At 71.1% G+C, this 23,961-nt stretch carries 21 protein-coding genes; 4 read left to right on the top strand and 17 right to left on the bottom strand.

What is annotated here, in order from left to right:
* Positions 1-90 precede the first annotated feature (90 nt).
* Positions 91-711 (bottom strand): maleylpyruvate isomerase N-terminal domain-containing protein, encoded by a 621-nt coding sequence (locus ABD811_RS30785; RefSeq protein WP_344954762.1) that lies wholly within the window; start codon positions 709-711, stop codon positions 91-93.
* Positions 712-866: 155 nt separating this feature from the next.
* On the opposite strand from ABD811_RS30785, the gene ABD811_RS30780 reads away from it, so the two are divergent.
* A complete protein-coding gene (locus ABD811_RS30780) occupies positions 867-1,169 on the top strand; it encodes an ArsR/SmtB family transcription factor (protein WP_344954760.1) in 303 nt (100 codons plus the stop codon).
* 1 nt (position 1,170) lies between these two features.
* On the opposite strand, the gene ABD811_RS30775 is transcribed toward ABD811_RS30780, so the two are convergent.
* Both ABD811_RS30775 and ABD811_RS30770 read right to left on the bottom strand, forming a co-directional pair.
* A complete protein-coding gene (locus ABD811_RS30775; RefSeq protein ID WP_344954758.1) occupies positions 1,171-1,947 on the bottom strand; it encodes a VOC family protein in 777 nt (258 codons plus the stop codon).
* 229 nt (positions 1,948-2,176) lie between these two features.
* A complete protein-coding gene (locus tag ABD811_RS30770) occupies positions 2,177-3,568 on the bottom strand; it encodes a phosphotransferase (RefSeq protein ID WP_344954756.1) in 1,392 nt (463 codons plus the stop codon).
* 227 nt (positions 3,569-3,795) lie between these two features.
* Here ABD811_RS30770 and ABD811_RS30765 point away from each other — a divergent pair, with 227 nt between their 5' ends.
* Together ABD811_RS30765 and ABD811_RS30760 are read left to right on the top strand one after the other, a co-directional pair.
* Positions 3,796-4,041, top strand: a complete 246-nt coding sequence (locus tag ABD811_RS30765; RefSeq protein WP_344954754.1) for a hypothetical protein — start codon at positions 3,796-3,798, stop codon at positions 4,039-4,041.
* A 13-nt stretch (positions 4,042-4,054) separates the two neighbouring features.
* On the top strand, positions 4,055-4,873 hold the full coding sequence (locus ABD811_RS30760; RefSeq protein WP_344954753.1) for a hypothetical protein: 819 nt from the start codon (positions 4,055-4,057) through the stop codon (positions 4,871-4,873).
* A 127-nt stretch (positions 4,874-5,000) separates the two neighbouring features.
* On the opposite strand, the gene ABD811_RS30755 is transcribed toward ABD811_RS30760, so the two are convergent.
* From ABD811_RS30755 to ABD811_RS30725, 7 genes are all read right to left on the bottom strand, one after another.
* Positions 5,001-5,198: a hypothetical protein gene (locus ABD811_RS30755; RefSeq protein ID WP_344954751.1), complete on the bottom strand. Its 198-nt coding sequence runs from the start codon at positions 5,196-5,198 to the stop codon at positions 5,001-5,003.
* Between the two features lie 336 nt (positions 5,199-5,534).
* Complete coding sequence (locus tag ABD811_RS30750) at positions 5,535-6,431, bottom strand: hypothetical protein (protein ID WP_344954749.1); 897 nt, start codon at positions 6,429-6,431, stop codon at positions 5,535-5,537.
* A gap of 254 nt (positions 6,432-6,685) precedes the next feature.
* On the bottom strand, positions 6,686-7,861 hold the full coding sequence (locus ABD811_RS30745) for a hypothetical protein (RefSeq protein WP_344954747.1): 1,176 nt from the start codon (positions 7,859-7,861) through the stop codon (positions 6,686-6,688).
* A gap of 936 nt (positions 7,862-8,797) precedes the next feature.
* The gene (locus tag ABD811_RS30740) at positions 8,798-9,034 is read right to left on the bottom strand and encodes a hypothetical protein (RefSeq protein ID WP_344954745.1); all 237 of its coding nucleotides are present in this window, start codon (positions 9,032-9,034) and stop codon (positions 8,798-8,800) included.
* 739 nt (positions 9,035-9,773) lie between these two features.
* Positions 9,774-9,986 (bottom strand): hypothetical protein, encoded by a 213-nt coding sequence (locus ABD811_RS30735; protein WP_344954743.1) that lies wholly within the window; start codon positions 9,984-9,986, stop codon positions 9,774-9,776.
* A gap of 1,490 nt (positions 9,987-11,476) precedes the next feature.
* Complete coding sequence (locus ABD811_RS30730) at positions 11,477-12,727, bottom strand: NAD(P)-binding domain-containing protein (RefSeq protein ID WP_344954741.1); 1,251 nt, start codon at positions 12,725-12,727, stop codon at positions 11,477-11,479.
* A gap of 45 nt (positions 12,728-12,772) precedes the next feature.
* A complete protein-coding gene (locus ABD811_RS30725) occupies positions 12,773-14,062 on the bottom strand; it encodes a carboxylate--amine ligase (protein ID WP_344954739.1) in 1,290 nt (429 codons plus the stop codon).
* Between the two features lie 131 nt (positions 14,063-14,193).
* On the opposite strand from ABD811_RS30725, the gene ABD811_RS30720 reads away from it, so the two are divergent.
* Positions 14,194-15,444: a glycoside hydrolase family 26 protein gene (locus ABD811_RS30720; RefSeq protein ID WP_344954737.1), complete on the top strand. Its 1,251-nt coding sequence runs from the start codon at positions 14,194-14,196 to the stop codon at positions 15,442-15,444.
* 5 nt (positions 15,445-15,449) lie between these two features.
* Here the strand turns inward: ABD811_RS30720 and ABD811_RS30715 are convergent, their stop codons facing one another.
* From ABD811_RS30715 to ABD811_RS30685, 7 genes are read right to left on the bottom strand one after another with little or no spacing between them, the layout of a single operon-like run.
* A complete protein-coding gene (locus tag ABD811_RS30715) occupies positions 15,450-16,685 on the bottom strand; it encodes a glycosyltransferase (RefSeq protein WP_344954735.1) in 1,236 nt (411 codons plus the stop codon).
* 42 nt (positions 16,686-16,727) lie between these two features.
* Positions 16,728-17,615 carry a Wzz/FepE/Etk N-terminal domain-containing protein gene (locus ABD811_RS30710; protein ID WP_344954734.1) on the bottom strand — a complete coding sequence of 296 codons (888 nt, stop codon included), beginning with the start codon at positions 17,613-17,615 and terminating at the stop codon, positions 16,728-16,730.
* Positions 17,602-18,774, bottom strand: a complete 1,173-nt coding sequence (locus tag ABD811_RS30705; RefSeq protein WP_344954732.1) for a glycosyltransferase — start codon at positions 18,772-18,774, stop codon at positions 17,602-17,604. Before ABD811_RS30705 ends, ABD811_RS30710 begins: the two co-directional genes overlap by 14 nt.
* Positions 18,771-19,571 carry a polysaccharide deacetylase family protein gene (locus ABD811_RS30700; RefSeq protein ID WP_344954730.1) on the bottom strand — a complete coding sequence of 267 codons (801 nt, stop codon included), beginning with the start codon at positions 19,569-19,571 and terminating at the stop codon, positions 18,771-18,773. The genes ABD811_RS30705 and ABD811_RS30700 overlap by 4 nt, the downstream gene beginning before the upstream one ends.
* The gene (murJ, locus tag ABD811_RS30695) at positions 19,568-21,214 is read right to left on the bottom strand and encodes a murein biosynthesis integral membrane protein MurJ (RefSeq protein ID WP_344954728.1); all 1,647 of its coding nucleotides are present in this window, start codon (positions 21,212-21,214) and stop codon (positions 19,568-19,570) included. Before murJ ends, ABD811_RS30700 begins: the two co-directional genes overlap by 4 nt.
* Positions 21,201-22,610 carry an O-antigen ligase family protein gene (locus ABD811_RS30690; protein WP_344954726.1) on the bottom strand — a complete coding sequence of 470 codons (1,410 nt, stop codon included), beginning with the start codon at positions 22,608-22,610 and terminating at the stop codon, positions 21,201-21,203. The genes murJ and ABD811_RS30690 overlap by 14 nt, the downstream gene beginning before the upstream one ends.
* Positions 22,610-23,899 (bottom strand): sugar transferase, encoded by a 1,290-nt coding sequence (locus ABD811_RS30685; RefSeq protein ID WP_344954724.1) that lies wholly within the window; start codon positions 23,897-23,899, stop codon positions 22,610-22,612. The genes ABD811_RS30690 and ABD811_RS30685 overlap by 1 nt, the downstream gene beginning before the upstream one ends.
* Between the last annotated feature and the right edge of the window lie 62 nt (positions 23,900-23,961).

Genomic DNA, 23,961 nt, shown 5'->3' with positions numbered 1-23,961 from the left:
CCCTGGAGGACGGGACGGTCCGTGGGGCTGGAAGGCCGTGACGGGAACGGCCGCCCCCGCCCGAACTGGGAGCGGGGGCGGCCGGAGAGGTCAGAACGCGGAGATCGAGGCGGGGGCGCGTTCGGCGCGGCTGAGGGCGCGCAGGACGGCCGTCGGACCGTGCCGGCGGGCCGACAGCCGGGCGAGGAGGCCGATCACCGTCTCCACGGCGGCCGGCGGAGGCGCGGCCTCCTTGTCCACGCTCACGGCCAGGTCGTCGGAGTGGACGACCAGTTCCATCATGCGGGTGGTGAGGAGGTCGTCGAGGGTGAGCGGCTGCGCCCAGGGCAGGGGCACCACGCGGTCGGCGGGCTCGGACGGCAGCCTGCCGCGCAGGTCGGCCAGCGTGGCGGCGGCCCGTTCGGCCAGCGTCCGGGCCCCCTGCTCGGCCGCCTCCGCCGACGAGCGGCGGAGCGCGGCGTGGACGTCCGCGTCGTCCCATTCGGGCCCGGAGTAGTGATCGATCAACGAGACCGGTTCGGCGTTCTCCGCGCCGCCGGCGTCGAGCAGCCGGGGCACCAGGAAGATCTGGTGGGCCAGGTGCGCGGCGAGCGCGCCCACCGTCATGCCCTCCAGCGCGCTGGGGTCGTCCCAGCGTTCGGCCACCGCCGCGTCCTCCAGCAGGCGGACGGCGGCCGCCGCCGTGTCGAGGAAGTCGTCCCTGACTGTCATGCGCCCCTCCTTCAAGCCGGAGAACATCGTAGGGGGCGGCGCCCGGCGGGCCGGCGACCAAGGTCAGGACCGCACCGAGCGGAGTGCCGGCCGCCCGCTCCCCCGATCCCTGCGGCCGTGTGGACAGGTCCTGGGGCCGTTGCCATGATGCGTGCGTGCTGGACGTGGACCTCCTCAAAGCGCTGGCCAACGACCGGAGGCAGCAGATCCTGGCGTGGCTGCGCGACCCGGAACGCCATTTCCCGCCGCAGCGCGACGGCGACCTGGTCCGCGACGGCGTCTGCTCCCTGTTCATCGCCGAGAAGCTGGGCGTCAGCCAGCCCACCTGCGGGGAGCACCTGAAGATCCTCGCCAGGGCGGGGCTGGTCCGCAGCAAGAAGATCAAGCAGTGGGTCTTCTACCAGCGCGACGAGGCCCGCATCGCCGAGGCCAAATGCCGGCTCGGCGGCGACTGGTGACTCACCGGGCCGGCTGGATGACGGCCAGGGGCGTCCCCACGGGGTCGCGCACGAACGCGTAGCGGCCGGGCCGGATGTCGCGCGGGGCCACCTCGACACGGGCGCCCAGCTTGGTGGCCTTGGTGACGGAGGCGTCGCAGTCGTCCACGGCGAAATAGGGGACCCACTGGGGCCGGTCCAGCGGCCGCAGCCGACCGTCCAGCACGACCATGCCGCCCACGGAGCGGTCGGCGACCCTCCAGTAGGAGTAGGTGAGGCCGTCGTGATCCCGCCGCACGAACGTCCATCCCAGGACCTCGCCATAGAAGCGCTGGACGGTCTCCAGGTCGTGGCAGGCCAGTTCCATCCAGCACAGCGACCCGGGCTCGTCGACCACGCCGGCGCCGTGGAAGGTCCCCCCTTTCCACAGCGCGAAGCCCGCCCCCTCGGGGTCGACCGCGAGAGCGAGCCGCCCGAGGTCCTCCACTCCGACATCCTCCACGAGCACCTGGCCGCCTGCCGCGCGCACCCGCTCGGTGACGGGCCCGAGCTCGTCGACGGCGAAGTGGCACGTCCAGTACGGCGGCTGCCCTTCGTCGGCGAGCGGCTGCATTCCGCAGACCATGGGCCCCCGGCGGCCGCCCAGCGACCACGTGAAGTAGTCGCCGAAGTCGTAGGCGAACGCGTGGACGTACCAGCCGAACAGTTCCCCGTAGAACTCCTTGGACGCCTTGACCTGCGGGCTGACCAGCTCCACCCAGCACGGCGCCCCAGGCGCGTACCCGGATACCTCGGTCATCGGGCCCCCTCCCTCACACCCACGGTACGAGGGCCCGCGTCATCGGCGATGACGGCTTCGGACTCACCTGCACCAAACCCCCTTAAAAAGCCCTACGCCGAGAAACCACCGATCACGAAAACAGGCGAGGCCCTCAGATCCGCGTGCCTATCCCGCCCCGAAATACCGTGGCTCCCTCCGGCGGCCGCACCCCGAGACCCGCCCGAAGCCCGATCGACGTCGCGGAACCTCAGGCGGCCAGGGCGCGGGTGGAGGGGTGGTGGCCTGCGAAGGCGTCGCGGACGTCCTGCCAGTGGCGCGTCCACCAGTCGAGCATGCGGGAGTCGCGGACGAACGCCCGGCCGCAGGCGTTGAGCCACCAGTCGAGGGCGCCGGGGCCGGAACGGTGCGGGTGGCCGCAGCAGTGGCCGTAGTAGTACTCCAGGTGCCAGTTGTCGCACATGGTGGTCCACCACACGCGGCGCACCGAGTCGGCCAGGGCGCGTTCGTCGACCGGGGCGATCGAGCGGTAGCCGTTGGTGAAGGCGGCGACGCGGGGCAGGTCGATGGCGCCGTCCTCGTGGGTGAACAGGGCGAGGGCGGCGCGGGCGAGTTCCTCCATCTGGGGACGCACGGCCAGCCGGTCCCAGTCGATGACGGCGGCGATCGCGGCATCGCGCCACAGGAGGTTGTCGGGACGCAGGTCGCCGTGCGTCCAGCCGTACGGGCCGAGGGGACGGTCATGGGCAGGGCGCAGCGCGCCGTACCTCCGTAGCAGGTGGATGCGCCGCCGCAGGTGGACGAGGAAGGTCAGGTCGGCCGTCTGCGGGGAGCGGATCGAGGAGATCTGGTCGAGCAGGTGACCGGTCCGGGCCAGCGCGTGCTCGGGGGGCTCGACCGCCGCCGGACGCGGACGCCGCTGGGACGCGGACGTGGAGCAGAGCGGCGGGGGGCCGGACGACGCCGCGGGCTTGTCGGCGGCCGGCGGCCAGGCGGGGGCAGGGGGTCCTGGTGTCGAGCCAGACGACATAGGCGCGGAGGCGACCGGCGCGGACGCGGCATGAAACGGCGCGAGTCCGGGGGCGGGGTGAGGTGCCGTGGGGACGAGGCCGGACGGCGTTGGCCCGGACGCGTATGCGGGCCTCGGCGACACGGAACCGGGCGGCGCCGGTGTGAACGCTGGCGAGAGGAGCGCGTTGGGGGGCGGCCCGGGGGCAGGAGGAGGCGTCGTGGCGCGGAGGAGGGCGTAGTGCAGGCGGGCGAGGAGGGCGCCCAGGGCGCCGGCCTGCTGAGCGGTCAGGTCCACGCCGGGGATGTGGACGCCGTCGGTCCATGGGAACACGCAGTAGCCGTGCCCCGCGGCCTCGGCGACCAGGGTGCCGCCGGGGGCGGGCAGCGCCGGACGGACGGGCAGGTCGTCCTCGGCCAGGGCGGCGAGCACGGCGAGATTGCGGCGGGCGGTGGGCAGGTCGACGTCGAGGATCCGGCGCAGGCAGAACACGCCGCGCGCGGTGACCAGCCGCCAGTTGCGGTTCATCATCCCCTCGGGGATCATCTCCGCGTTCTCCACCGCGCCCAACCGGAACATTTCCGCCAGGGCGCGGATTTCGCCCCCGGCTTCGCCGACTCGGTGTTGAGACACCGTGCCACGCTACCCGGGCGCCGACGTCGGCGCGGGTCATCGTAAAACCGTGTCGTCGACCTTTTCATAAGATCATTCCGGCGCCGCGCGGGGCGGATCGCCCGGTGCGCCGCATTGTGCCGCGGAATCTCCGGAGAAGTGGTCGCCGCAGACTCTGACCGGGGGATTACCTGACGCGCCCGCGAAGAAGTCGACGCGGAGGCCGCGGATACGGAATCGTTTCCCTCATGGATTACCGAATTCGAGGCGGCGCGGCGTCCGGCCCGGCCGAATGGCTGCTGGCCTTCCTGCGCGCCCGGGAGAAGTCGAGACGAGCCCACACCGGCCGTGCCGGCGGACCGGCGGAATGGCTGCTGGTCTTCCTGGAGGCCGAACGCACCGAAACGGCGACCCGGCAGCGCCCGTCGGTGCTGTCGCGGCGCGGCAAGAGCGAGGAGTACGCGTTCGGCCGGGTGAACGCCCGAACAGCGTGACGGGACGGATAAAATGATCATCGAAATGCTGTTCGCCGCCCTGATCGGCAGCGGATTCGGCGGCGCCGAACTGATCGTCCGCTACCGCGACAGGCCCCTGGCGGCGTTCCTGTCCCCGGCCGGCCTGCTGTACGTGTTCGTCAACACCGGCGCGTCGGTCATCGCGTTGATCGCGATCACGGCGGCGGGCTGGACGTTCGGCCTGCCGGAGACCATGCCCCCGGTGAGCCTGCTGATCGTGCGGGTGCTGACGGCGGGCCTCGGATCGGCCGCGCTCCTGCGCGTGTCGTTCACGCTCGCCCACGACCGGGGGATCGGCATCGGCCCCATCGCCGTCCTCAACGGCGTCCTGCGGGTCCTGGACGGCGAGCTGGAGCGCAAGCGCGCGTTGAGCCGGCTGTCGCACAACGACCTGGCGGGGCTGTCGTTCGAACGGGACCACGCGGCGCTGACCGAGCTGTGCTGCCACCTGCTGCGCGAGTTCGACCTGGCCGAGGCGCAGCGGCTGGGCGGGGTGGCCGCCGACCTCAGCCACCGCGACGACCTGACCGACGCCGACAAGCTCGACTGCTTCGGGCTCGAGCTGACCCGGCTGGTCGGCGAGCGCGCGTTGCGGCAGGCCGCGGCGCGGCTGCGGGACCGTCCCGACCACGGGCTCCACCCGGCCCACCACCAGATGGTCGAGGACGACCGGATCGCCCCCGTGACCATGGAGCACGAGGCCGTCGCGGAGCCGCCGATGCCGCCGCGGTCGGCGGTCACCAAGCCCTCGCGGCTCGCGCCGGGTTCCAACGGCAGCAGGCTGGACCGCAAGGCCCTCAGCGACGTCTGAGCCCCATTCCCACCCGACGAACCAGAAAGCCGGTGTGTCCCGGGATTTCCCGGAACACACCGGCTTTCGTTTTTCTGGTCGGCCCCACGGCTTCGGCTCGACCGGCGAGAGTCGCCGGGACGGGCGGTCAGCCGGCGTCCACTCCGCGAAGCCGGCCGTGCTCCTGTCTGTCCTGGTTCTCAATGGCCGAGGCGATGCGGTGCAATGCCTCGGCCATGGACACCAGCGCCTCGACCTGGGCGGCCGCCATCAGATTCTCCGGGGACGGGTCGGCGGCCTGCGCCTCCGCCGCGGAATCGCGGGCCTGCTGAATCCACCAATGCACGTCCCGATGATAGTCGGGCGGCGGGCGGTGCGGCCCGCAGGAGCGCACGGCGTTTCTTCCGGAGACATTCGGAGAACTCGCGTCCGCAATACGCGATCAACCGGCGGCCGACCGAGGGAAAGACCACCGCCAGGCGATTCGTAGATCGCGGGCATGCCGCCGGGGCACGATTCCGACCGGGCCGGCGACAACAGAAAACGGCTCCCGCCCCGGATGGATTCCGAGACGGGAGCCGAATTCCGTGTGCCTGTGGTCGCGGTGGTCACCCGCGGGCGGGCGGGCCCGGCCCGAACCCGCGGTGCACCGTTCAGCCGGGCGGTCAGACCTCGGCCGCGTTCACCGCAGTTCCTTGGCGTGCTGCTCCTTGGCGTTGTCGGTGTTCGTCGACCGGACCACGAGTTCCTGCTCCTGCCCCTGGTTGTGACGCTTGGCGGCGACCCGCACGTCGGCGACCGGCTTGACCAGCCTGCTCATGAACGTGCCGACCCGTCCCCGGCCGGGCCCGAACGCGGTCGGCACCGTGAACTTCGGTCCGGACCGGTCCACAGCGTGACGCTCGGTGGACGGCAGCGGGCTGTTGTAGCCGTAGTTGCGCACCTTGACCGGGCGCGACCAGTGCGGCGCCTTCGGACGGGAGCTCCTGGCCTTGTAGGACCGCACCTTGCGCGGCTTGGCCTTGTGGGCCTTCACCTTGCGCGGCTTGGCCTTGTACTTCTTGGCCTTGTACTTCTTCGCCTTGTACTTCTTGGCCTTCGGCTTGGCCTTGTGCGACTTCACCGGAGCGTAGTCGTCGTCGTAGGAGTCGTCACAGCGCGAGCAGTGGTCCTGCCCACCGCCGTAGGTGAAGGACTTGGTGATGTTCACCATCGCCAGGGCCCCGCCGTACGCGCTGATCGGCCCGTTGGAGCCGCCCCACATGCCCACGAAGCCGTCATCGTCCCCGTCGAACCCGTCCCGGTCCCAGTCGTCGTCCTTGTCGTCCTTGTCCTTCGACAGGACGCACGCGCCGTGTGCCTTGCCCATGAGGCCGGACATGTCGTCGCACTCGTGGCGCGTCGCGCGGGCACGGCCCGGCTGGACCTGGTCCTGGTCGATGGTGATCGCACTGCGCTTGCCGCCGGTGCCGTCGGCGGCGCCGGCGGAGGCGAGCCCCACGCAGGCGCCGGATCCCAACGCCACGGCGCCCGCGGCCACCACGGCCGCGCGGCTCACGTTCTTGGTCCAGTTGCGCATCTGTGTACTCCTGTCTTGTGTGTTCGTGATGGATGCACTTGCGCGACGGCGCATCAGGTGCGCTCGCCCGGCAACGGTGCAGGGCACCATCGCCCTGGTGGGAAGGTCGTCTTCGGGTGGGCCGGGGCAGGCGACGCCTGTGGACGGTCGCGGAAGCGGTTCGGGCCCTGTCGGCCTGGCCGGCTCGTCTCGACGACGAGGTGGCACGGCTGGGCTCGGACCACTCGGCCCCGGGTGGCTCGCCCTGAGGCGGCTCAGTCGGGGACGGCCCCGGGATCCTCCGCCGCGATCATGTCGTTCAGGGCCTTGTACGGGACGGCCGTGACACCGCTGTCGCGATGGATGCGCCACATGTGGGCCTGGAGCATTCCGGCCACGGACAACTGGGGGTGCGACGCGGACATGTACGTCATGTCGGCCGGGACGTGGTGAGTGAAGGGGGAATGGTGGCGCGGCAGGATGGGCTCGCCTTCGGCGACGCAGGACCGGCAGTGACCGACGGCGGCGGGCCGTACGGCGTCGCCCGCCCAGCCGGTCTCGAACCCGGTGCGCACGCCCGTGGCGGGAGCCGCGTCCCTGTCCGGGCGCGCCGGAACCTTCTTGACGGTCCCGGTGACGGCGGGACGCGGTGCGGCCGCCTCGGCCGGGGTCATCACGGCGATCGGCGACCCGAAGAGCAGCGGCTGCGGTTCGAGGGCGTTCAGTGACATCCGCGCGTCCGCGCCGATGCCGCCGGTCCCGGAATCCAGCACCGGTCGCAGTTCGCCCTGGAACGCCCCCGTGCCCACATGCGAGACACCCATGGTCACGCGTGCGAGCGTCAGTCTGGCTTCGCGCAGCAGGCCCCGCGCTTCGGCGGCGGGCCCCCCGGCCGCCGCGCTCGCGCTCATGGTGACCTGGTCCAGGGCCCGGGAGAAGGACCGGTCGCCCAGGGGGCCGCGACGGCCCATCAGGAAGCACACCGGGCAGTCGCCGTGCCCCGCCCTCCGGGTGAACCCCATGACGCGGGACAGCGGCTCGGCGGCCGGCTCGGCGACGCGCCGCAGCGGGTGCCGGCGGATGCCGCCGGCGGCCGGCGCCTCCGGCTCGCTCGCCTCGGGCTCGTCCTTCTCCGATTCGCCTGTGTCCGATTCGCCTGTCTCCGGTTCGTCCGCGGCCGTCGTCGGGCGGGGCGTCTCGCGCAGGGACTCCTCCACGGTCCGCAGGCCGTGCCGCTGGACCGCCGTGCGCTCGCCGCCCGCCTCGGTGCGCGTGACCTCGTCGGTGTCGGTGACCGTGGCGTCGGCCGCCTGCGCCAGCAGCGCGGCGGCGAGCCAGCCCGCCAGGGCCAGGCCGACGACGACGGCGAAGCGCGCCGCGATCGGCAGCCGGGCAGGACGGGGCCGATCCCCGGGGCTCCACGCCCCGTGCTGGATCGATTCCGGCCACATGCCCCTGACTCCTCACTGACGATCCACCGACGCCGCTCCCGGACGCCGTGTCACCGATGCGGACGTCCGGCGACTCCGGGCGATGCCGGGCCGCCACAACGGTCGGCGCAGCACGCGAAGTCGGTTGCCGCCCACACCGTGGACGTCATTCTCGATTTACTCGCGGCGTGTCCCGCTGACCGCCGCACGGCTATCTGGTTATTCGACATCGACCCGCTCCGTCCGTCTCCCGGAAAGGCTCGGCGGGACCGCCCTGAAGAGACGGAAGCCGCAACGGGCCGCCCGGTTGATCGAGCCCGGCCGAGTGGTCGATGGGCGATTCCGGTGAGTCCGCCGACCCGAAGCTAGCATCGTTCCCACGCCCCATCTCAGACATATTTGTCGATCAAATACATCGTTTACTCGAAACGGTTGGGCGTTTTACGGTCGCGACGGCGGCGACTCCGGCGAACGGGGACCGGTGGCCCGACCGCGGCAAAGCGGAATGCCACGAGGAAGGCGACAGAACGGTCAACCGCCGCTTCCCCTCCTCCGCCGTCCACACGGACGGCTCGGCCGGCCGGTGTGAGACCATCGTTCTCGACCGGCGGCTTCGCGTTCGTTTCCCGGCCTTCCCGGGACGGGACGGGCCGTGGCGGCCGGCGCACTCGCCGCATTTCTTTCGCATGCACAGCCGCGGCGTCGTTCACCTGCATCCGCCCTTAGGGCGCTGGCGCGGAGGCGGGCGCGTCTGTTCCCCCCCCCCCCCCCCCGGGGGGCACCCGGCCGAAGTCATGCTCATTCGAGACGGCGGCCGATTTCATTCGTCCGCGCATGCGGAAAGGGTGCTGGGACGTTGCCGTCCCAGCACCCCCGCTCAGCCCGTCGATCTCATGCCGGCCGCGCGTTGCCGCGACCGGATGGATCAAATCGGCTGATAACTCCTCGCGACCTGGATCAGAGGATGTCCAGGAGCTTGGCCTCGGCCTCGGCCTTCGCCACGTTGGAGTTGGTGTTGGTCAGGGTGTTCTTGTTGACGTTGTTGGCGGTCACGGTCGTCGCCTGCTTCTGCTGCTGGGCGTTGACGTCCGGGTTCTCGCCCCGGCCGCTGGCGTGCGCGGGCGAGCTCAGGAGCAGAGCCCCCGCCGCCGCACCGATCACCAGGCCAGCCGCAGCCGTCGCCTTCTTCAGCATCGCGCTTCTCCTTCACCTGTCGTGGACAAGTTGTTTGATGGGGACGCTCTCTTCATTCGTGGGATCACGATTTGGAGAGCACCGATGTCCACCGTCGCGATCAAGAGTATGACCCGCAATGCAAAGGACGAAGAAAGAGCACGAAAAACCGGTCAGAGTGAATCATAAATTGAAGGCATGAACCTCGCGGCAAGCAACGCTCATTCCAGCAAACTGGACATAGCCCGACTGATCATCGCCAACGCCTCATATGACGGACGACCAACCTCGTATCGCGCCGCCGACGCGACTCCCGGAAACCGTCCGGACGCACACCCGACGCGCCCACCGGTCGCCGGCTCACCGAACAGTTGCGCGCATCTCGCCGCCCGCCGCCTGAGCTCCTGAACGCGACGGGAAGCCGCAGCCCGCGGCACCCGCCGCTCCCGGACGAGCCTCGCGGACGCAAGCGCCCGGACCTTTTTCCTTGGCATCGCATGATGAGCCCTGTATCCGGCTGAACGCCATGTGGCGTCGTGGCTGCCGTCCCCTGTGCGCCGCGTCCGCTCGACCACGCCCCTGATCGGGTCGCCGGCCCGGCACCGGGGCAGCCCGCCCGACAAATGACAAGGGATGCCGGAACGCAAGGCGTTCCGGCATCCCTGGGTCAAGCAGTTGACCGGCGCTCGCTGATCTTGGTGCCACCACCGGGCCGGGGCCGTCATAATCGCAACGCTGCGCTACGTCCCGTAATACCCGATCAGAGCAGCCATGCCAGCGGGTTGGGGATGTTGACCGTGGCCATGTTCTTGTTGTCGTTGTTGTTGGTGTTCGTGTTCGTGTTCGTGTTGTACACGTTGATGACGTGGGGGACCTCACGACGACCGTCGGCCTGAGCGGGCGAAGACAGCAGCAGAGCGCCGGCGGCGGCACCGACGACCAAGCTCGCGGCCGCGAAAGTCTTCTTGAACATGTTGCCTCTCCTCCGTCTGTCACGAAAAGACGCCGAGCGCCTCACGGACAACGCTCCCAACGTCTGGGGGCGCCAGCACGACCCAGCCTGCCGACGCGAAGTTTCAACCAAAGTAAAGCGACACTCCCGCACCCAAAAAGTTTCCACGCCGAAACCCGCCCATCACGTACATGACTGATAAACATGATGCGTTCTTCCAGGTAGCCGACTTCAAGGACGGCGGAGGACGGCACCATCGGCGCATCGTCCGGCATTTCCTGATGTCCGCCTGAATCTCGTCCTTGCCGGCCGCCTGCGACACGACGACGACCTGCTCGTCTGTTCGGCACCGGAGACTCGCGGCGCCGCCCCGGCAGCTCGCACGACGTGCCCGCGCCCCGCCCACGCCACCGTCGCCGTCAATCGCGAACACCGTGCGTACATCACCTGAAGGCCCCGTCGGTTCCCGCAGCGGGGTCGAGGTGGCGACCGCGCGGCGGCCGAGTGTGCGGCTCGGCATCACGCGCGGTCCGCTTACGCGCCCGACGCGGCAACTGATCGTCCACCAGGTGGGGGCGCGGCGTGCGGGATCGGTCGCCGTCTGGAGAGCACGCCGCAGACCGTTCAGGCGGAGCCGGCAGACCGTATTCGTCCGGGGATCCAGACGCAGGGCCCCACATCGGCGGCACGGCCAGTGCCGCATTGATCAGATAGTCGCAGGGCCGGTGCTGCGTGAGGCGGACGCCTGCAGGGCCAGCGGCGGGTGGGTCGGGGTGCGCGGGCGGCGTCGTCGTGGACGTCGCCTGGCCGTGGTCGGCGCCGCGCCGGGGGCGAGTGCGGCACCAGGACCGGTAGGCGGGTGACGCACAATTCGACTTGGCGGTATCGCGCTATATCTGTATGGCGCCGGAGAATGTCGCGGCGGCGACGGAAGGGCGGCCTCTCGGTCGACGGAAGATGCGTTTCGCCTTCGGCCGGGGGGTGACGAAACGTCTTTTCGCGGAAGATCTCGGCGGGTGAAAGCGTCGGGTGGACGAAAACGCGGGGCGGTGTGGGTTAGGGTCGGTCATGACGCGACGCCGCCCGGTGAGGGTTTCCACTCCGAGTGCGTCAGGCCGGGAATGTCCGACATATCTCGCAGCGTGGGATACTCGCATGTCAGCCATGCCACCAGGGTGGCGTGGTAGACATCGAAGGCGCGCGCCAGGGCCCTACGGTCGGCCGACTGCATCGGTGTCATCCGGAGCCTCTTATGAAGATCGTCACGTGCTCGTTCCCATGTCTGCCGCAGCTGATCTCGACTTCCTGCCATGCCTCGACACTACAACCCCGTCCCGGCATTGCTCCGCACGATTTTGGAGACGCGGCCAATGTCAGCCGCCGCGGTTATCCGACCCCGGCATGATGGTCCACAAAATTGTGGAGCGTCCGACAGGTAATTCGTACCAGCGGGGGCTTTAGGCGGGGTTGTGCGCGCAGGGGCCCCTGTGGCAGGAGCCCCTGCGCGGCGGTCAGCGGGGCATGGTGGCTTCGTGGGGATAGGCGATCATGTCCTGCTGGGCGGTGCCCGTGCCCATCGTCTCGGACAGGTGGCCGACGATGCGGCGGGCCGCGAAGTCGGCGCCGTGGACGAAGCGCATGACCGGGCCGAACGTGGCGGCGGCGGTCAGGCCCGCGAAGTACAGGCCGGGCAGCGACGACTGGAAGTTGGCGTCCAGCGCGGGGGAAAGGAGGGTGCGGCGCAGCCTGCGGCGCAGGTCCGGGGGAAGGACGGAGATCCGGTCGACGTCGGGGACGTATCCGGTGGCGGCGATGACGTGGTCGGCGCGCACCTCGGTGCGGTCGCCGCGCCGGTCTTCGACGATCAGGCGCACCTGGCCGTCGCCGTGCGGGGCGGCGTTGACCACGCGGCGTCCCAGCATCCGTCCCACGCGGCTGTCCATGCGGTCGCGGAGCCACCAGGCCCCCGCGGGGCCCAGGGTGTTCTTCACGATGTGCTGCCGGGTGCGCGTCGGCAGGTACCGGACGGTCTGCGGGTGCTCCGACCACACCCATGTGCGCCAGCCGCGCCCCAGCCCCGACTGGGGGCCGTGCAGCAGTGTCTGCAGGGGGCTGCTGGTCTTGCCGGGCAGGGCGTTCCACTCCAGTTGCGGCGTGCGCGCCAGCACGACGGGGCGGGCCCCGCAGTCGGCGAGCAGCACGGCGGTCTCGAGGGCGGACTGCCCCGCCCCCACGACGATGACCTCCTTGTCGGCGAACCGGTCGAACTCGCGGTGGACGACGCTGTGCGTGACCAGTGACGTGGGCAACGACGCCAGTTGGCGGGGAACGTGGGCGAACGGGCCGACGCCCACGGCCAGCACCACGGTGCGGGTCCGGACCTCCTCGCCGGTGGACAGCGTCACCGTGTAGACGCGGCCGGGCTCGCCCTCGACGCGCAGCACCTGCGACGGCTCGGGCTCGGGGGCGGCGTGCTCGGCGAACCACTGGCCGTAGCTGATGAAGGTGTGGATGGGGATGGGCAGCCCCTCCGGCCAGCCGCCGTTGTACTCGCGGAACGACAGGCCGGGGACGGGGCTGCCCAGGCTTGAGGCGAACGGTTCGGACTTCAGGAACATTCCCGTCGGCATGTTGTTGCGCCAGAAGTCCATGGGAGTGCCGATGACGCGCACTCTCAGCCCCACGTGACGCGCGTAGGCTCCCACGGACAGGCCATAGGGACCGGCGCCGACGACGAGCACGTCGATGACCGAGTCGTACATGTTCTCCCCCGATTTCCTTGCCGACTTCCGGCGGCGCCCGGCGGGTCAGGCGCTGACCGTTCTCTTCGTTCCCTCGGACGCCGCGCTCCTACCCCGTCGTGCCCCGGAAAGCCTCGGCGCGGCGATTTTTTCCGCCGCCCGGATGACGCTTTGCGCCCCCATGAGCAGAAATGGCTTGAGATCATCACCCGCCAGCCAGGCATACTCCTCCGCGGTTCCCAGCAGGCGCGTTCTGGACATGCCGCCGGCGGCCCTCAGCACCGACGGCCGCAGGTAATGGTTCTCGACCACCATGGTGCGGCCGTAATGGGGCCGGACGAACGGGACCGGCCGGCCGGACAGGTCCAGGTGCATGACGCGCACCAGGTCCAGGCCGCGCCGGTCGGTGAACAACCGGAACTGGGCGCCGAGCCGCGGGTTGAAGTCGAGCAGGAAGTAGGTGCCGGACTCGGGCACCAGACGGAAGTCCAGGTCGACCACGCCGCGGTAGCCGAGGACGCGTCCCAGGGTGCGCCCGATCTCCTCCAGTTCGGGATTGGGCAGCCATTCCCCGACCACGGTCTGCCCGGCCCCCGGTGGGCAGGCCAGTCTTTTGCGTCCGGTTCCGGCGAACAGGCACCGGGAGGCGTCGTCGAAGTATCCGTGGAAGAACCAGTCCGCCGCCTGCGGCGAGACGATTCCGCGCTGCAGGATCAGCGGCCCGGCGGCGGGCCGGTCCGCTGCCGCGGCGAAGAGCGCATGGGCGTCCTCGGGCGTCCGGAGAACGGAGGTGCTGCGCTGCCCCGGGCCGAGGCGCCACGGCTTCGCCCATTTTCCGATGACCGGCAGGCCCCATTGTTTGATCGCCTCGTCGACGTCCTGGCCGGACAGCGGAAGGCGGATCTCCGGGTAGGCGACGCCGGCCTCGGCGCATCTGTCGGCCAGCGTGGACTTGTTCGCCAGCGTCCGGGGCAGCCCCCCTTCCTGCCGGGGGAAGACGAATCGTTCGGCGAGCGCGGCGGAGTTCTCGGCGATGAATATCGCGCCGCCGTCGTCCATCGGGACCAGCAGCGCGGGCCGTCCGATCCGCCGCCCGATCCGGTTCAGGTGCGCGACCAGCGCGGCCGGGGCGCCGTCGGGGGCGGGCGGGCCCCAGCGGTGCCGTCGCCGCAGGTAGCGGGACGCGGCGGCGGGGACGGCGCCGCTCTCCAGGACGGCGTGCACCGGCACGCCGGCGCGGCCGAGCGAGCGGATCACCCCCACGGTGCCGTGGTGGAACATGTTGGCGTCCGTCCGCAGCACCAGGACGGGAAGTTCGGTGTCGAACTCGGCGTCGACGGGGTCGTGGCGGCTCATCGGCACCGCCCCATAAGGCCGACAACCGGACACTTGACATCCAGCCGCATATTCACTCCCAAATAAGCGGTCCGACGAAGGCTTGGCGATTTCATTGCTCGCGGCGGGGAGACAAAGGGCATAACCCAGCTATGAGTTTCGGGATAGCCCGCCATGACGACGGCCCTTTCCCGCGTTCCCGCGATCGCTTCCGGCGGCGGCTCGGCCGGGGCCTGCTCGCCGCGGCGATGGCCGCCGCGGTCTGGGCCGTGACGATGGCGGGAATGCGTTTCGAGATAGGTGGCTCCGCCGTTCGCACCGGGGCCTCGGTGTCGCTGGATCCGGCCGCTCCGGGCAGTTCGGCCGTACCGGGAGGCTCGGACGTCGCGGCGGCCTCGACCGTCGCGAGCGGCTCGCCCCGTCCGGAAAGCCCGGCCGTTCCGGGGAGCCCGGCCGCTCCGCAGGGCCCCGCCGTTCCACTGGGCGCGTTCGTCGGGTCGGGCGCCGCCGGGGTGGAACGGCTCGCCGAATTCGAGCAATGGCTCGACGCGCCGGTCACCGTGGGCCACACGTATCTGCCCGGAGAGACCTGGGCGGGAATCGAGGGTCCGGGCAACCTGGTCAGGTCGTGGGGAGAATGGCGCGCGGCCGATCCGCGGCGGAAGCTCGTCGTGAACGTTCCCATGCTGGCGCCCAATGAGGTGCCGCTGCCCGACAACGTCGTCTCGGCGCTGCTGCGCGGCGGGGCGACGGGCGCGTTCGACACGCATTTCGTCCGGCTCGCCGAACGGCTCGTCGACGCCGAGGCGGCGGACACGATCATCGTGCTGGGGTGGGAGATGAACGGCATCACCTACACCGGCCGATGCGCCCCGAACCCGGAGATGTGGAAGATCTACTGGCGGCGCATCGTCGCGGCCATGCGCTCGGTGAAGGGGGCGCGCTTCCAGTTCGACTTCACGCCCAGCCGGGGCATGGACGCCATCGCCTGGCCCGAGTGCTATCCGGGCGACGACGTGGTCGACATCATCGGCATGGACGTCTACGACCAGCCCGTCGGCAAGGACTTCGACGAGTTCGTCAAGGAACCCTACGGTCTGCAGGCCCATGTCGACTTCGCCCGCGCGCACGGCAAGAAGATCTCCTTTCCCGAATGGGGACTGTTCCGGAATTCCGATAATCCGGACTACATCCGGGACATGTTCGACTGGATAACCCGGCACAGGGCGGAGTACCAGACGATCTCCGACTACTGCCCGCACGGGGTGTGGCGCTGCTCCGACAACCCGCGGTCGTCCGAGGTCTACCGTTCGCTGTTCGGCAGGGCCGCCGGCTGGCTGAGCCCGTTCCGCACCGCCGCGGCGTCGCCGGCCGTCTCGCCGAACGTGTCGCGGTCGCCTTGACGCCATCAGTCCGCACCCACGCCCGGCCCCGCCTCCGCCAGAGGTCTGGCGGAGGCGGGGCGGGTCACCGGCTGAGCGACGGGTTCACGCCCGTAGGCGGTCCCGGGCGCGCCTGCCACCGGGTACGCGGCGGTGGCGAGGTCCTGTGTGATGACGGCCAGCTGGGCGAAGGTCCGCATGGCGTCGAATCCGGCGGCGCGCTGGGCGGCCGCCTTTCCCTCGATCTCGGCGAGTTCCGGGAAGAGCAGCCTGCGTGCGACCTCGGCGCCCAGCGCCGCCGGGTCGTCCATGGGCACGAGCGCCCCCACGTCCGGGGTGACGACCTCGGTGAGCCCTGGGATGTCCGTGCCGACCACGGGACGGCCGATGGCCAATGCCTCCAGGGCGGCGAGCGGCAGTCCTTCCCAGCGCGACGGCATCGTCACCACGTCGGCGGCGACCAGCCATGGGCGGGGGTCGGCGACCGGTGGGACGAACCGTATGCCGTCGGTGGCGTAGACGCGCACACGGCGCAGCATGTCGCCGTCACCGACCATCACCAGTTGGGCGTCAGGGCAGCGTTCCCTGACACGGGGCCACGCGGCGGCTAGGACGTCCTGGCCCTTCTGCCGTGTGACACGGCCGATGCAGACCGCCAGCGGCTTCTCGGCGGGTACGCCCAGGAGCCTGCGTGCCGCGAACCGTGCGGACGAGTCGGCCTGCTGGAACCGGCGCAGATCCACGCCGTTGCGGACGAGCGCGTAGGGCGCGTCCACCCCGGCCTGCTGCCCCTGCTGAAGCTCCCCCTCGCCCACGCAGATGACCGCCTTGGCACGACGTGCCGCGAACCGTTCCCACCTGATGCTGGCCGTGCGCTGTGCGCCGCGCGCCGCCAGCCACGACCACCCATGCGGCTGGAAGATGAGCGGTGTTCCGTGCACCGTGCGCATGCGGCCCGCCAGCCCGGCCTTGGACGAGTGCAGGTGGACGATGTGCGGCCGGTAGCGTCCGATGATGTCGTGCAACTGGCGTGACTCGGCCAGTGTCTTCGGCCCCGGTGCGCGCCCGGCGGTCCACGCGATGTGCGGGACGCCGTGGATGCGCAGATTGCCCGGCAGCGTTCCCTCCGCGGGGCATGCAACGGCGACCTCCCAGCCACGGCGCATCTGGTCCCGGCACGCCTGGGTGACGTAGACCGCGACGCCGCCGTCTGTCGGCTGGGACACGTGCAGAACGCGGATCGGTTCTTGTTGGCTGGTCATGTCTGCCCCCCGAAGACATGTGGGTCATGGCGTGATGGCGCGTCAGCGCGCGGCCAGTTTCTTGGGCACGGCCCCTTTCCCCTGGGGCCGCCCGTTCCGTCGTCGCGGGCGGGTGCGTTGCCGCACGGGCTCTTCGCGCGTTTCGGCCGGTTCGGCCGGTCCGGCCGGTTCGGCCGGCGGCTGGAACTGTTCCGGGTGGAGGCGCCGGTACTCGCGGAACTGCCCTCGGATGCCGGAGGCGACGGTGGCCAGCAGCCCGGCCAGGAGGATGCCTGTGGCCGTTCCGATCGCCAGGCTCAGCACCAGGTTGGGCGAGGCGGGCGCGGAGGGACGGTCCGCCGCGCTCATGAGGGCGGCGTGGACGCCGGTCTCCTCGGAGCGGACCGCGCTGTAGCGGACCAGGGCGTCGGCGGCGGCGTTGGCGTAGGCCACGGCGCCGTCGGCGGTGCGCGCCGAGCCGGTGAGCTGGATGAGGGGCGTGTCGGGCGACGTGGACGCCTGGACGTGCTTGGTCGGGTTCGCCCCCTGGGGAACCGGGGGGCTGACGGCCCATGCGAGGGTCTGCCGTTGGGCGGCGAGCCTCCCGTACGCCTGGGCGAAGTTGACGGCGAGCTGGTCGGACCCCTTCTGTCCGGTCACCACGATGACGTGGGAGGTCGCCTTGTAGACCGGGGTCGTGAGCAGCGCGTAGGCGAGGCCGCCCAAGGCCCCCAGCAGGACGACGAACACGAACAGCACCACCCGCGACACAAGGTGGCGGGCGAACCGCCAGACGCCTGGCCGCTGACCGGACCGCTTCGGCCGGGGCCGCAACGAGCGCTCGCCACCCCGGCGTGGTGACTTCTTCCGCGTCACCAGCGCCAGGGGTGCCTTCACCCGGGACGGCTTGGATTCGGGTCGTTCGCTGTTGATGGACTTAGAGTCCGGCATGCTCCGCCCTTTCGTACTGTCGCGGTGCCACGGCAGGCCATGCCGCCCGGGCCCCCTTGGCCGGGCGGTGGCGGTGGCTCTCATACAGTTCGGCAAGCGTCTTCGCGTGAACACGGATGTCGTAGTGCTGCACGGCTTCGGGTGGGGGCCACCGCGTGGGGCTTTGGAGCAGGCAACGGGTCAGTGCCGCCCGCCAGGCCACCAGTCCGGTGGGCACATGCCGGGCCTGGGCCGGGACCATCCCCGGCGGCAGGTCGTCCAGGGCCGGACAGGCCGTGTAGAGGACCGGGAGCCCTGCGGCGAGGCCCTCGATGACGGAGAGGCCGAACGTCTCCTGCTCGGAGGGGGCGGCCAGCACGTCGATGGCGGAGAGCACGTCGGGCACGTCGCCCGACTCCCCCGCGAACATCGTCCGCGCCGCCACGCCGCTGCTGTCCGCGAGGCGATGGAGTGCCGCGCGCTGGGGGCCGTCCCCCACGATCAGGAGCAGCCCGTCGTCCAGGTGTGCGAACGCCTGGATGAGGAGGTCGAAGCGTTTGGTCGGGACCAGCCGCCCTACAGCGCCGAAGACGAAGGCGTTCGGGTCGAGGCCGAGCCGCGCGCGTACACGTGCGCGCCGCTCGGCGTGGAAGGCGAACGCCTCCGCGTCGATGCCGTTCGGGATCACCGTGACGCGGTCGGGAGGCACGCCCCAGCCACGCAGACGTTCGGCCACTGTCGGGGACACCGCGACGGTGGTCGTGCCCAGGCGTTCGGTCGCGGTGTACAGCATCCGCACCGCGGCCGTGGTGGAGCGGCCCTCGATGTGCCCGTGCCCCAGGGAGTGCTCGGTGGCGATGATCGTCCGCACTCCCGCGATGCGCGCGGCGATGCGTCCGAACACGCATGCCCTGTAGAGATGGGTGTGGACGACGTCGTAGCCCCCGGCGCGGATGAGCCGTGCGAGCCTGGGCAGGGCGGACAGGTCCCGGTTGCCGCGCATGCCGACCGCATGCACGGGCACGCCGTGCTCGCGCAGCGCGACGGCGACGGGACCGGGCCGGGACAGCACCGCGACCTCGTTGTCGACCAGCCCGGACATGTGCCGTATCAGGTCCAGGAGCTGCTGCTCGGCGCCGCCGCGTCCCAGCCCGGTGATGATGTGCAGGACCCGGGTCATATCCGCGTCCTCCACCGCAGCTGGTGGCGCACGACCTTCACGCGCATGCGCAGGCCGTGGTCCCGTTCGCCGATGTAGGTGCGGGCCAGGGCGTGCACGTCGTAGGTGTCGGACCAGATCGCGCACCCGTAGTCGTAACCGGCGGCGCGTACCGCGTCGATCTCACGGGGGCCCACGTGCCCGTACGGGTAGGCGAACCCGGTCACCGGTTCTTCGATGACCTCTTCCAGGACGGCGCGGCTACGGCGCAGCTCGGTGCACAGTTCGTCGTCGTCGGCGTCGGGGAGGGAGACGTGCCGCAGCCCGTGTGAGGCGACCTCCATGCCCATGGCGCGCACCTGGCAGATCTGGTCGGCCGTCATCAGGGGCTTGCACGGCCCCTCGTCCCAGGTGTTGTAGGACCCGATGCGGTCGGCGACCACGAAGACGGTCGCGGTGAAACCGAACCGCAGCAACGTGGGGACCGCCCGTACCGCGAAGTCGGCATAGCCGTCGTCGAATGTCAGGCCCACCAGCCCCCGGAGGCCCCCGTCGCTCTCGGCGCGCCGCAGCTCGCGCATGCTCACCCCGCGCAGCCCCCGCGACTTGAGCCAGCGCATCTGACGCGTGAACTGCGCCGGTGACACCGTGATCAGGTGCGGGTCGTCGTCCGTGCGGCCCACCGAGTGGTACATCAGGATCCACGGCATCCTGGTGCGCGGCTTCTCCGCCGGCTGCTGTTGTTCCGCCGGCTGCTGCGGCCGCACCGGCTGCTGTTCCACTGGCTGCTCTCGCCCCACCGGCTGCCCTTGGATCACCGGACTCCCCCCCGATCAAAACGACTGACGACACGACTGGTGGCCCGAACGACGAAGGGGAAGTAGAACTCCAACGGGCTCGTTCCTTCTCCTGTGGCCGCCCCCCGCGCCGGGGTGGTGAACCCCCGGTACGCGCACGCCACCAGCAGCGCCGTACCGAAAACCGCGAGCAGGACGACCCCTCCCAGCGCCAGCAGGAGGACGGGGGGCATTTCCTTCGCGAGCCCCTCTTGCAGGAGGCACCCGACGGCTGTGGCGAGCACGGCCGCGAACAGCAGCGTGACGAGGTCCTTTCCGGTACGGCGCAAGGACAGCGGTGCCACGCGCGAACGCAGGCCCACGAACAGCAGGACGGCCGCGACGCTGATGCCCAGGGCGTTGGCCGCCGCGAGACCGCCCACCCCGAAGACGCCCAGGGTCGCTACACCCACGATCGCGGTGACCACCAGTCCGATGGCGACGCACAGGACCGGGTACCAGCGCGGCGTGCGATGGGCGAAGAACCCGCGTCCGGCCACACCGACCATCGCCTGCCCCAGGAGGCCCAGCGAGTAGACGCGCATGATGAGCGCGGTGGTGTCGGTGTCGTCCTTGGTGAAGCGGCCGTGCTGGAACAGGATCGAGATGACCGAAGGCGCGAACGCGATCAGGAACGCCGTCGCGCAGAGCACCATGGCGCCCACCCCGACCACGTCCATTTCCATGCGCCGGCGTATCTGCCCCAGGTCGCCGTCGGCCGACGCCCGCGCCAGCCGGGGGAACGTCACCGTCACCAGAAGCAGTGACAGCATCGTCGGCACCTGCGCCACCTTCTGGGCGTAGTTGAGGTAGGAGATCGAGCCCTCGGCCAGGGACGACCCAAGGAAACGCTCCACCAGCGTCTGGGCCTGGCGGGTCAGGCTCCAGATGACGATGGGCGCCAGAGCGGCCAGCCCCACGAAGGCCGCCCGGCTCCCCGCCTCGCCCCGCTCCGTCCGGGCGGAGGCGCGGGCCGGCGTCACGCAGCGCGCGAAGATCGGCGCCACCACCGCGACCATGAGCAGGCTGCCGAACGCGACCCCTAGGGCCGCGCTGGTGACGCCCAGCGGCTCGTGGAACGCCCCGATCATCGCCAGGATGCCCACGTTGTACGCGGCGTAGATCGCCGCCGGCGGGCCGAAGCAGTGGTGCGCCCGCAGGGTCGCGCCCATGAAGCCGGCGATGCCGAACGTCAGGATGGTCAGCGACGTGAGCCGTACGCAGCGCACGGCGTCGGTGGCGTCGCTCAGGCCGGGCGCGAGCACGCTGACCAGGTACGGCGCCGCCACGGCGGTCAGCAGGGCCGTCAGGGCCAGCAGGGCGGTCAGACGGGGCAGCGCGGCGGCCACCAGCGGCCGCACGCCGCCGTGCCGGTGCAGGGCGTGGCTGATGGCGGGCACCACCGCCAGCGCCATGGCGTCCTCGATGAGCAGCGGCGACACCGTCTCGGGGATCGTCCAGCCGACCAGGAACGCGTCGGTGCCGCTGGTGGCCCCGAACTGGTGCGCCATGGTCAGGTCGCGCAGGAACCCCAGCACCGTGCCCGTGCCGATGAGAAGGCCGGAGACGGCCGTCGCGCGCCCGACCGACACCCCGCGTGCGGGTGCGGCGTCAACGGCCGTCATCGGCGCCTCCAGGCGTGCGGCGGCCGCCTCGCGGCGCGGACCCGACGGCCGGGCCGCCGGAACTCCCGGATCCCGATCCCCGCAGGCGTGTTCTCTGAAGTCCGGCAGCGCCGTCCGCCCACGGCGGGCCGAGGGCGATCACGGCGGTCAGCCCGATCATCACCGAAGTCAGCACGGACGTGGGCCCTCCCAGGTCTCCGTACAGGAAGTTGAACAGCAGCGCCGTCATGAACCCGGCCGCGACCAGCCACAATGGGTCCCTGCGCGCGCGCTTGAGCGAGCCGCCCGGCGGATGCAGCAGCCCCCACAGCAGGGTCGCCAGCAGCACCGCGAACCCGGTGAACCCCAGCAGCCCCTGCTCGCTGAGGATCAGCAGGTACTCGTTGTGCGGGGACAGCAGCGGTTGACGGACGAAGCCGTTGACCGAGTCGGCGGTGTCGCTGGCCGCCGACAGCTGGAGCGGCGCGTAGGTGTCGCGGTAGGCGGAGAAGTTCTTGACCCCCACCCCCGCCGCCGGGTGGTCCTGCCAGATGCCGGCGGCCGTGCTCCACAGGCTGTAGCGGTCCACCACCGACTGGTCGGGCGTGCTCGTCGTCTCGGTGATGGACCGGGCGCGTTCGACGAGGGTCCCCGACGCGATCCCCAGCCCGCCGACCATGACGACCGCGACCGCGCTCGCGCAGACCGCGACACGTAGTGCCAGCATCCGGCTGTACAGCACCACCATCACCGTCAGGGCCGCCCCCACCGCGATCCAGTTGCCCCGGCTCAGCGACAGGGCGAGCGCCACCGCCAGAACGCCGAACGCGCACCACAGGAAGGCGGTGAGCGCACCGGACCGCCGCCTGGACGGTGAGGTCAGCAGGAACGCCAGGGCGACGACGAGCCCGTAACTGACGACGGACGCCAAGGCCATGACGTCCATCGCGCCGAACGTCCCGACGGCCCGCACGCCGCGCCCCCCGTAGGAGGCGCCCGTGCCCGTGGCCGCCTGGACGATCCCGTACACCGCCTCGAATAGCCCGGCCGCCAGCACGGCCCCGCACACCAGCACCAGGTCGCGACGCTCCCGGACGGCCAGCATCACGGCCAGCGGGACCAACGCGAAGACCTGCAGGAACCGGGCCGCCCCCACCAGGCTCACCGCGATGTCCGTCGACAGGATCGTCGTCACGCCGAGCGCGACGATCAGCGGACCGAACGCGACGAGCGCGCGCGGGGGCAGCCTGCGCCGTCCCAGCACCGCCGCCAGGGCGGCCACCGCGACGAGCACGGCGCTGGCCACGTCGGCCGGGGTCACCTGCACCGTCGCGTCCAGGTCGGCCGGCCCCCGGGGCAGGCACACGCACACCACCGTGACGGCGATGAGCGCGGGCGGAACGAGCGCCGTCCTCATCACGGCGCCTTCACCACGGCCTGCAGGGTCAGCAGCAGGATCTTCAGGTCGCCCCAGAAGGACCAGTTGTCGATGTAGTGGTTGTCGTACCTGGCGCGCAGTTCGATCGAGGTGTTGCCGCGGAGCCCGTGGATCTGGGACCAGCCGGTGATGCCGACCGGCACGCGGTGCCGCATCGCGTAGCCGCTGTACTCGTCCGAGAACCGCTGGACGAAGTGCGGGCGCTCGGGGCGCGGCCCGACGAGGCTCATGTCGCCGCGTAGCACGTTCCACAGTTGCGGCAGCTCGTCCAGGGAGGAGCGCCGGAGGAACCGCCCGACCGGCCCCATGCGGTCGTCGCCGTCGACGCTCCAGCGCGTGTCGGACTCCTTCTCGTCGGCGGGCTTGAGCGTGCGGAACTTCAGCACCATGAAGGTCCGGCCGCCGACGCCCACCCGGCGCTGCCGGAACAGCACCCCGGGGCCGCCCTCGATCCGCACCGCGATCGCGCAGGCGACCATGAGCGGCCAGACGGCGGCGAGGGCCAGAGCGGCGACGAGGACGTCGAAGGCGCGCTTGGCGGACCACGAGGGGAGTCCGTGGGGACGGTGCGGAATCGCCACGCACGGGATCCCGCGCAGATGCTCCGCGCGCGTCCCGACACCGGAGATCAGTTCCACGGTCGAGGGCACGAGGAGCACCTCGCACCCCAGCGCCCCGCAGACCCGGGCCACGACCTCGATGTGGCGGCGCGGCACCTCCTCGGCGACGATGACCGCGGTGGTGACGCCGTGCGTTCCGATGACGCGACGCAGATCGAGCAGACCGCCGAGGACAGGGGCGCGTCCCTCCGCCTGCGGCACCGATCCGTAGCACACGATCTGCCCCACCGGCTTCAGGCCGAACTCGGCGTGTCGTTGCAGCACGTCCAGCACATGGCTGGTGAACGGCCCGCTTCCTATGACGAGGGCGGACGGCGCGGAAATCCGTCGTCTGCGCCACGCCCGCACCGCCGCGTAACACAGGGACCGGCCCGCCAGCGATGTCACGCAGAACAGGAGAGCGACCCACAGGCCGAGCGCACAGGTGTCGGGAAAAGGTGTCCACGGACTGCCCAGGAAAGCCAGGGCGGCCAACATTCCGGCGACGAGCGCGGGAATCAGCATCGCCCGCAGGTCGTCCACCAGAGAAAGCACTCGGCGACGCTGGTAAAGGCCCCCGGAAAGGCCGCACGAGGCGACCGTCACGGCGGCCGCCCCGAATGCCGCGACAGGCCGCGCGGCCCCTGCCGACAGGGCCGCGAGCGTCATCGCTGCCCCGTCCACCGCGGGCAGGAGGAAAGAGAAGAAAACGCTTTTTCGCGGTCCGCCGC

The sequence above is a fragment of the Actinomadura miaoliensis genome, from assembly GCF_039536785.1.
Lineage (GTDB): Bacteria > Actinomycetota > Actinomycetes > Streptosporangiales > Streptosporangiaceae > Spirillospora > Spirillospora miaoliensis.
The sequence above is the reverse complement of the archived record's forward strand: the minus strand, read 5'-3'. Positions and strand labels throughout refer to the sequence as shown.

Excerpts from the sequence above, each read along its gene's own strand:
- ABD811_RS30765 (WP_344954754.1), top strand. The coding sequence starts at position 3,796 with ATGGATTACCGAATTCGAGGCGGCGCGGCGTCCGGCCCGGCCGAATGG.
- murJ (WP_344954728.1), bottom strand. The coding sequence starts at position 21,214 with ATGACGGCCGTTGACGCCGCACCCGCACGCGGGGTGTCGGTCGGGCGC.
- ABD811_RS30690 (WP_344954726.1), bottom strand. The coding sequence starts at position 22,610 with ATGAGGACGGCGCTCGTTCCGCCCGCGCTCATCGCCGTCACGGTGGTG.
- ABD811_RS30740 (WP_344954745.1), bottom strand. The coding sequence starts at position 9,034 with ATGCTGAAGAAGGCGACGGCTGCGGCTGGCCTGGTGATCGGTGCGGCG.
- ABD811_RS30745 (WP_344954747.1), bottom strand. The coding sequence starts at position 7,861 with ATGTGGCCGGAATCGATCCAGCACGGGGCGTGGAGCCCCGGGGATCGG.
- ABD811_RS30725 (WP_344954739.1), bottom strand. The coding sequence starts at position 14,062 with ATGAGCCGCCACGACCCCGTCGACGCCGAGTTCGACACCGAACTTCCC.
- ABD811_RS30785 (WP_344954762.1), bottom strand. The coding sequence starts at position 711 with ATGACAGTCAGGGACGACTTCCTCGACACGGCGGCGGCCGCCGTCCGC.
- ABD811_RS30760 (WP_344954753.1), top strand. The coding sequence starts at position 4,055 with ATGATCATCGAAATGCTGTTCGCCGCCCTGATCGGCAGCGGATTCGGC.
- ABD811_RS30735 (WP_344954743.1), bottom strand. The coding sequence starts at position 9,986 with ATGTTCAAGAAGACTTTCGCGGCCGCGAGCTTGGTCGTCGGTGCCGCC.
- ABD811_RS30775 (WP_344954758.1), bottom strand. The coding sequence starts at position 1,947 with ATGACCGAGGTATCCGGGTACGCGCCTGGGGCGCCGTGCTGGGTGGAG.
- ABD811_RS30730 (WP_344954741.1), bottom strand. The coding sequence starts at position 12,727 with ATGTACGACTCGGTCATCGACGTGCTCGTCGTCGGCGCCGGTCCCTAT.
- ABD811_RS30715 (WP_344954735.1), bottom strand. The coding sequence starts at position 16,685 with ATGACCAGCCAACAAGAACCGATCCGCGTTCTGCACGTGTCCCAGCCG.
- ABD811_RS30750 (WP_344954749.1), bottom strand. The coding sequence starts at position 6,431 with ATGCGCAACTGGACCAAGAACGTGAGCCGCGCGGCCGTGGTGGCCGCG.
- ABD811_RS30685 (WP_344954724.1), bottom strand. The coding sequence starts at position 23,899 with ATGACGCTCGCGGCCCTGTCGGCAGGGGCCGCGCGGCCTGTCGCGGCA.
- ABD811_RS30705 (WP_344954732.1), bottom strand. The coding sequence starts at position 18,774 with ATGACCCGGGTCCTGCACATCATCACCGGGCTGGGACGCGGCGGCGCC.
- ABD811_RS30710 (WP_344954734.1), bottom strand. The coding sequence starts at position 17,615 with ATGCCGGACTCTAAGTCCATCAACAGCGAACGACCCGAATCCAAGCCG.
- ABD811_RS30720 (WP_344954737.1), top strand. The coding sequence starts at position 14,194 with ATGAGTTTCGGGATAGCCCGCCATGACGACGGCCCTTTCCCGCGTTCC.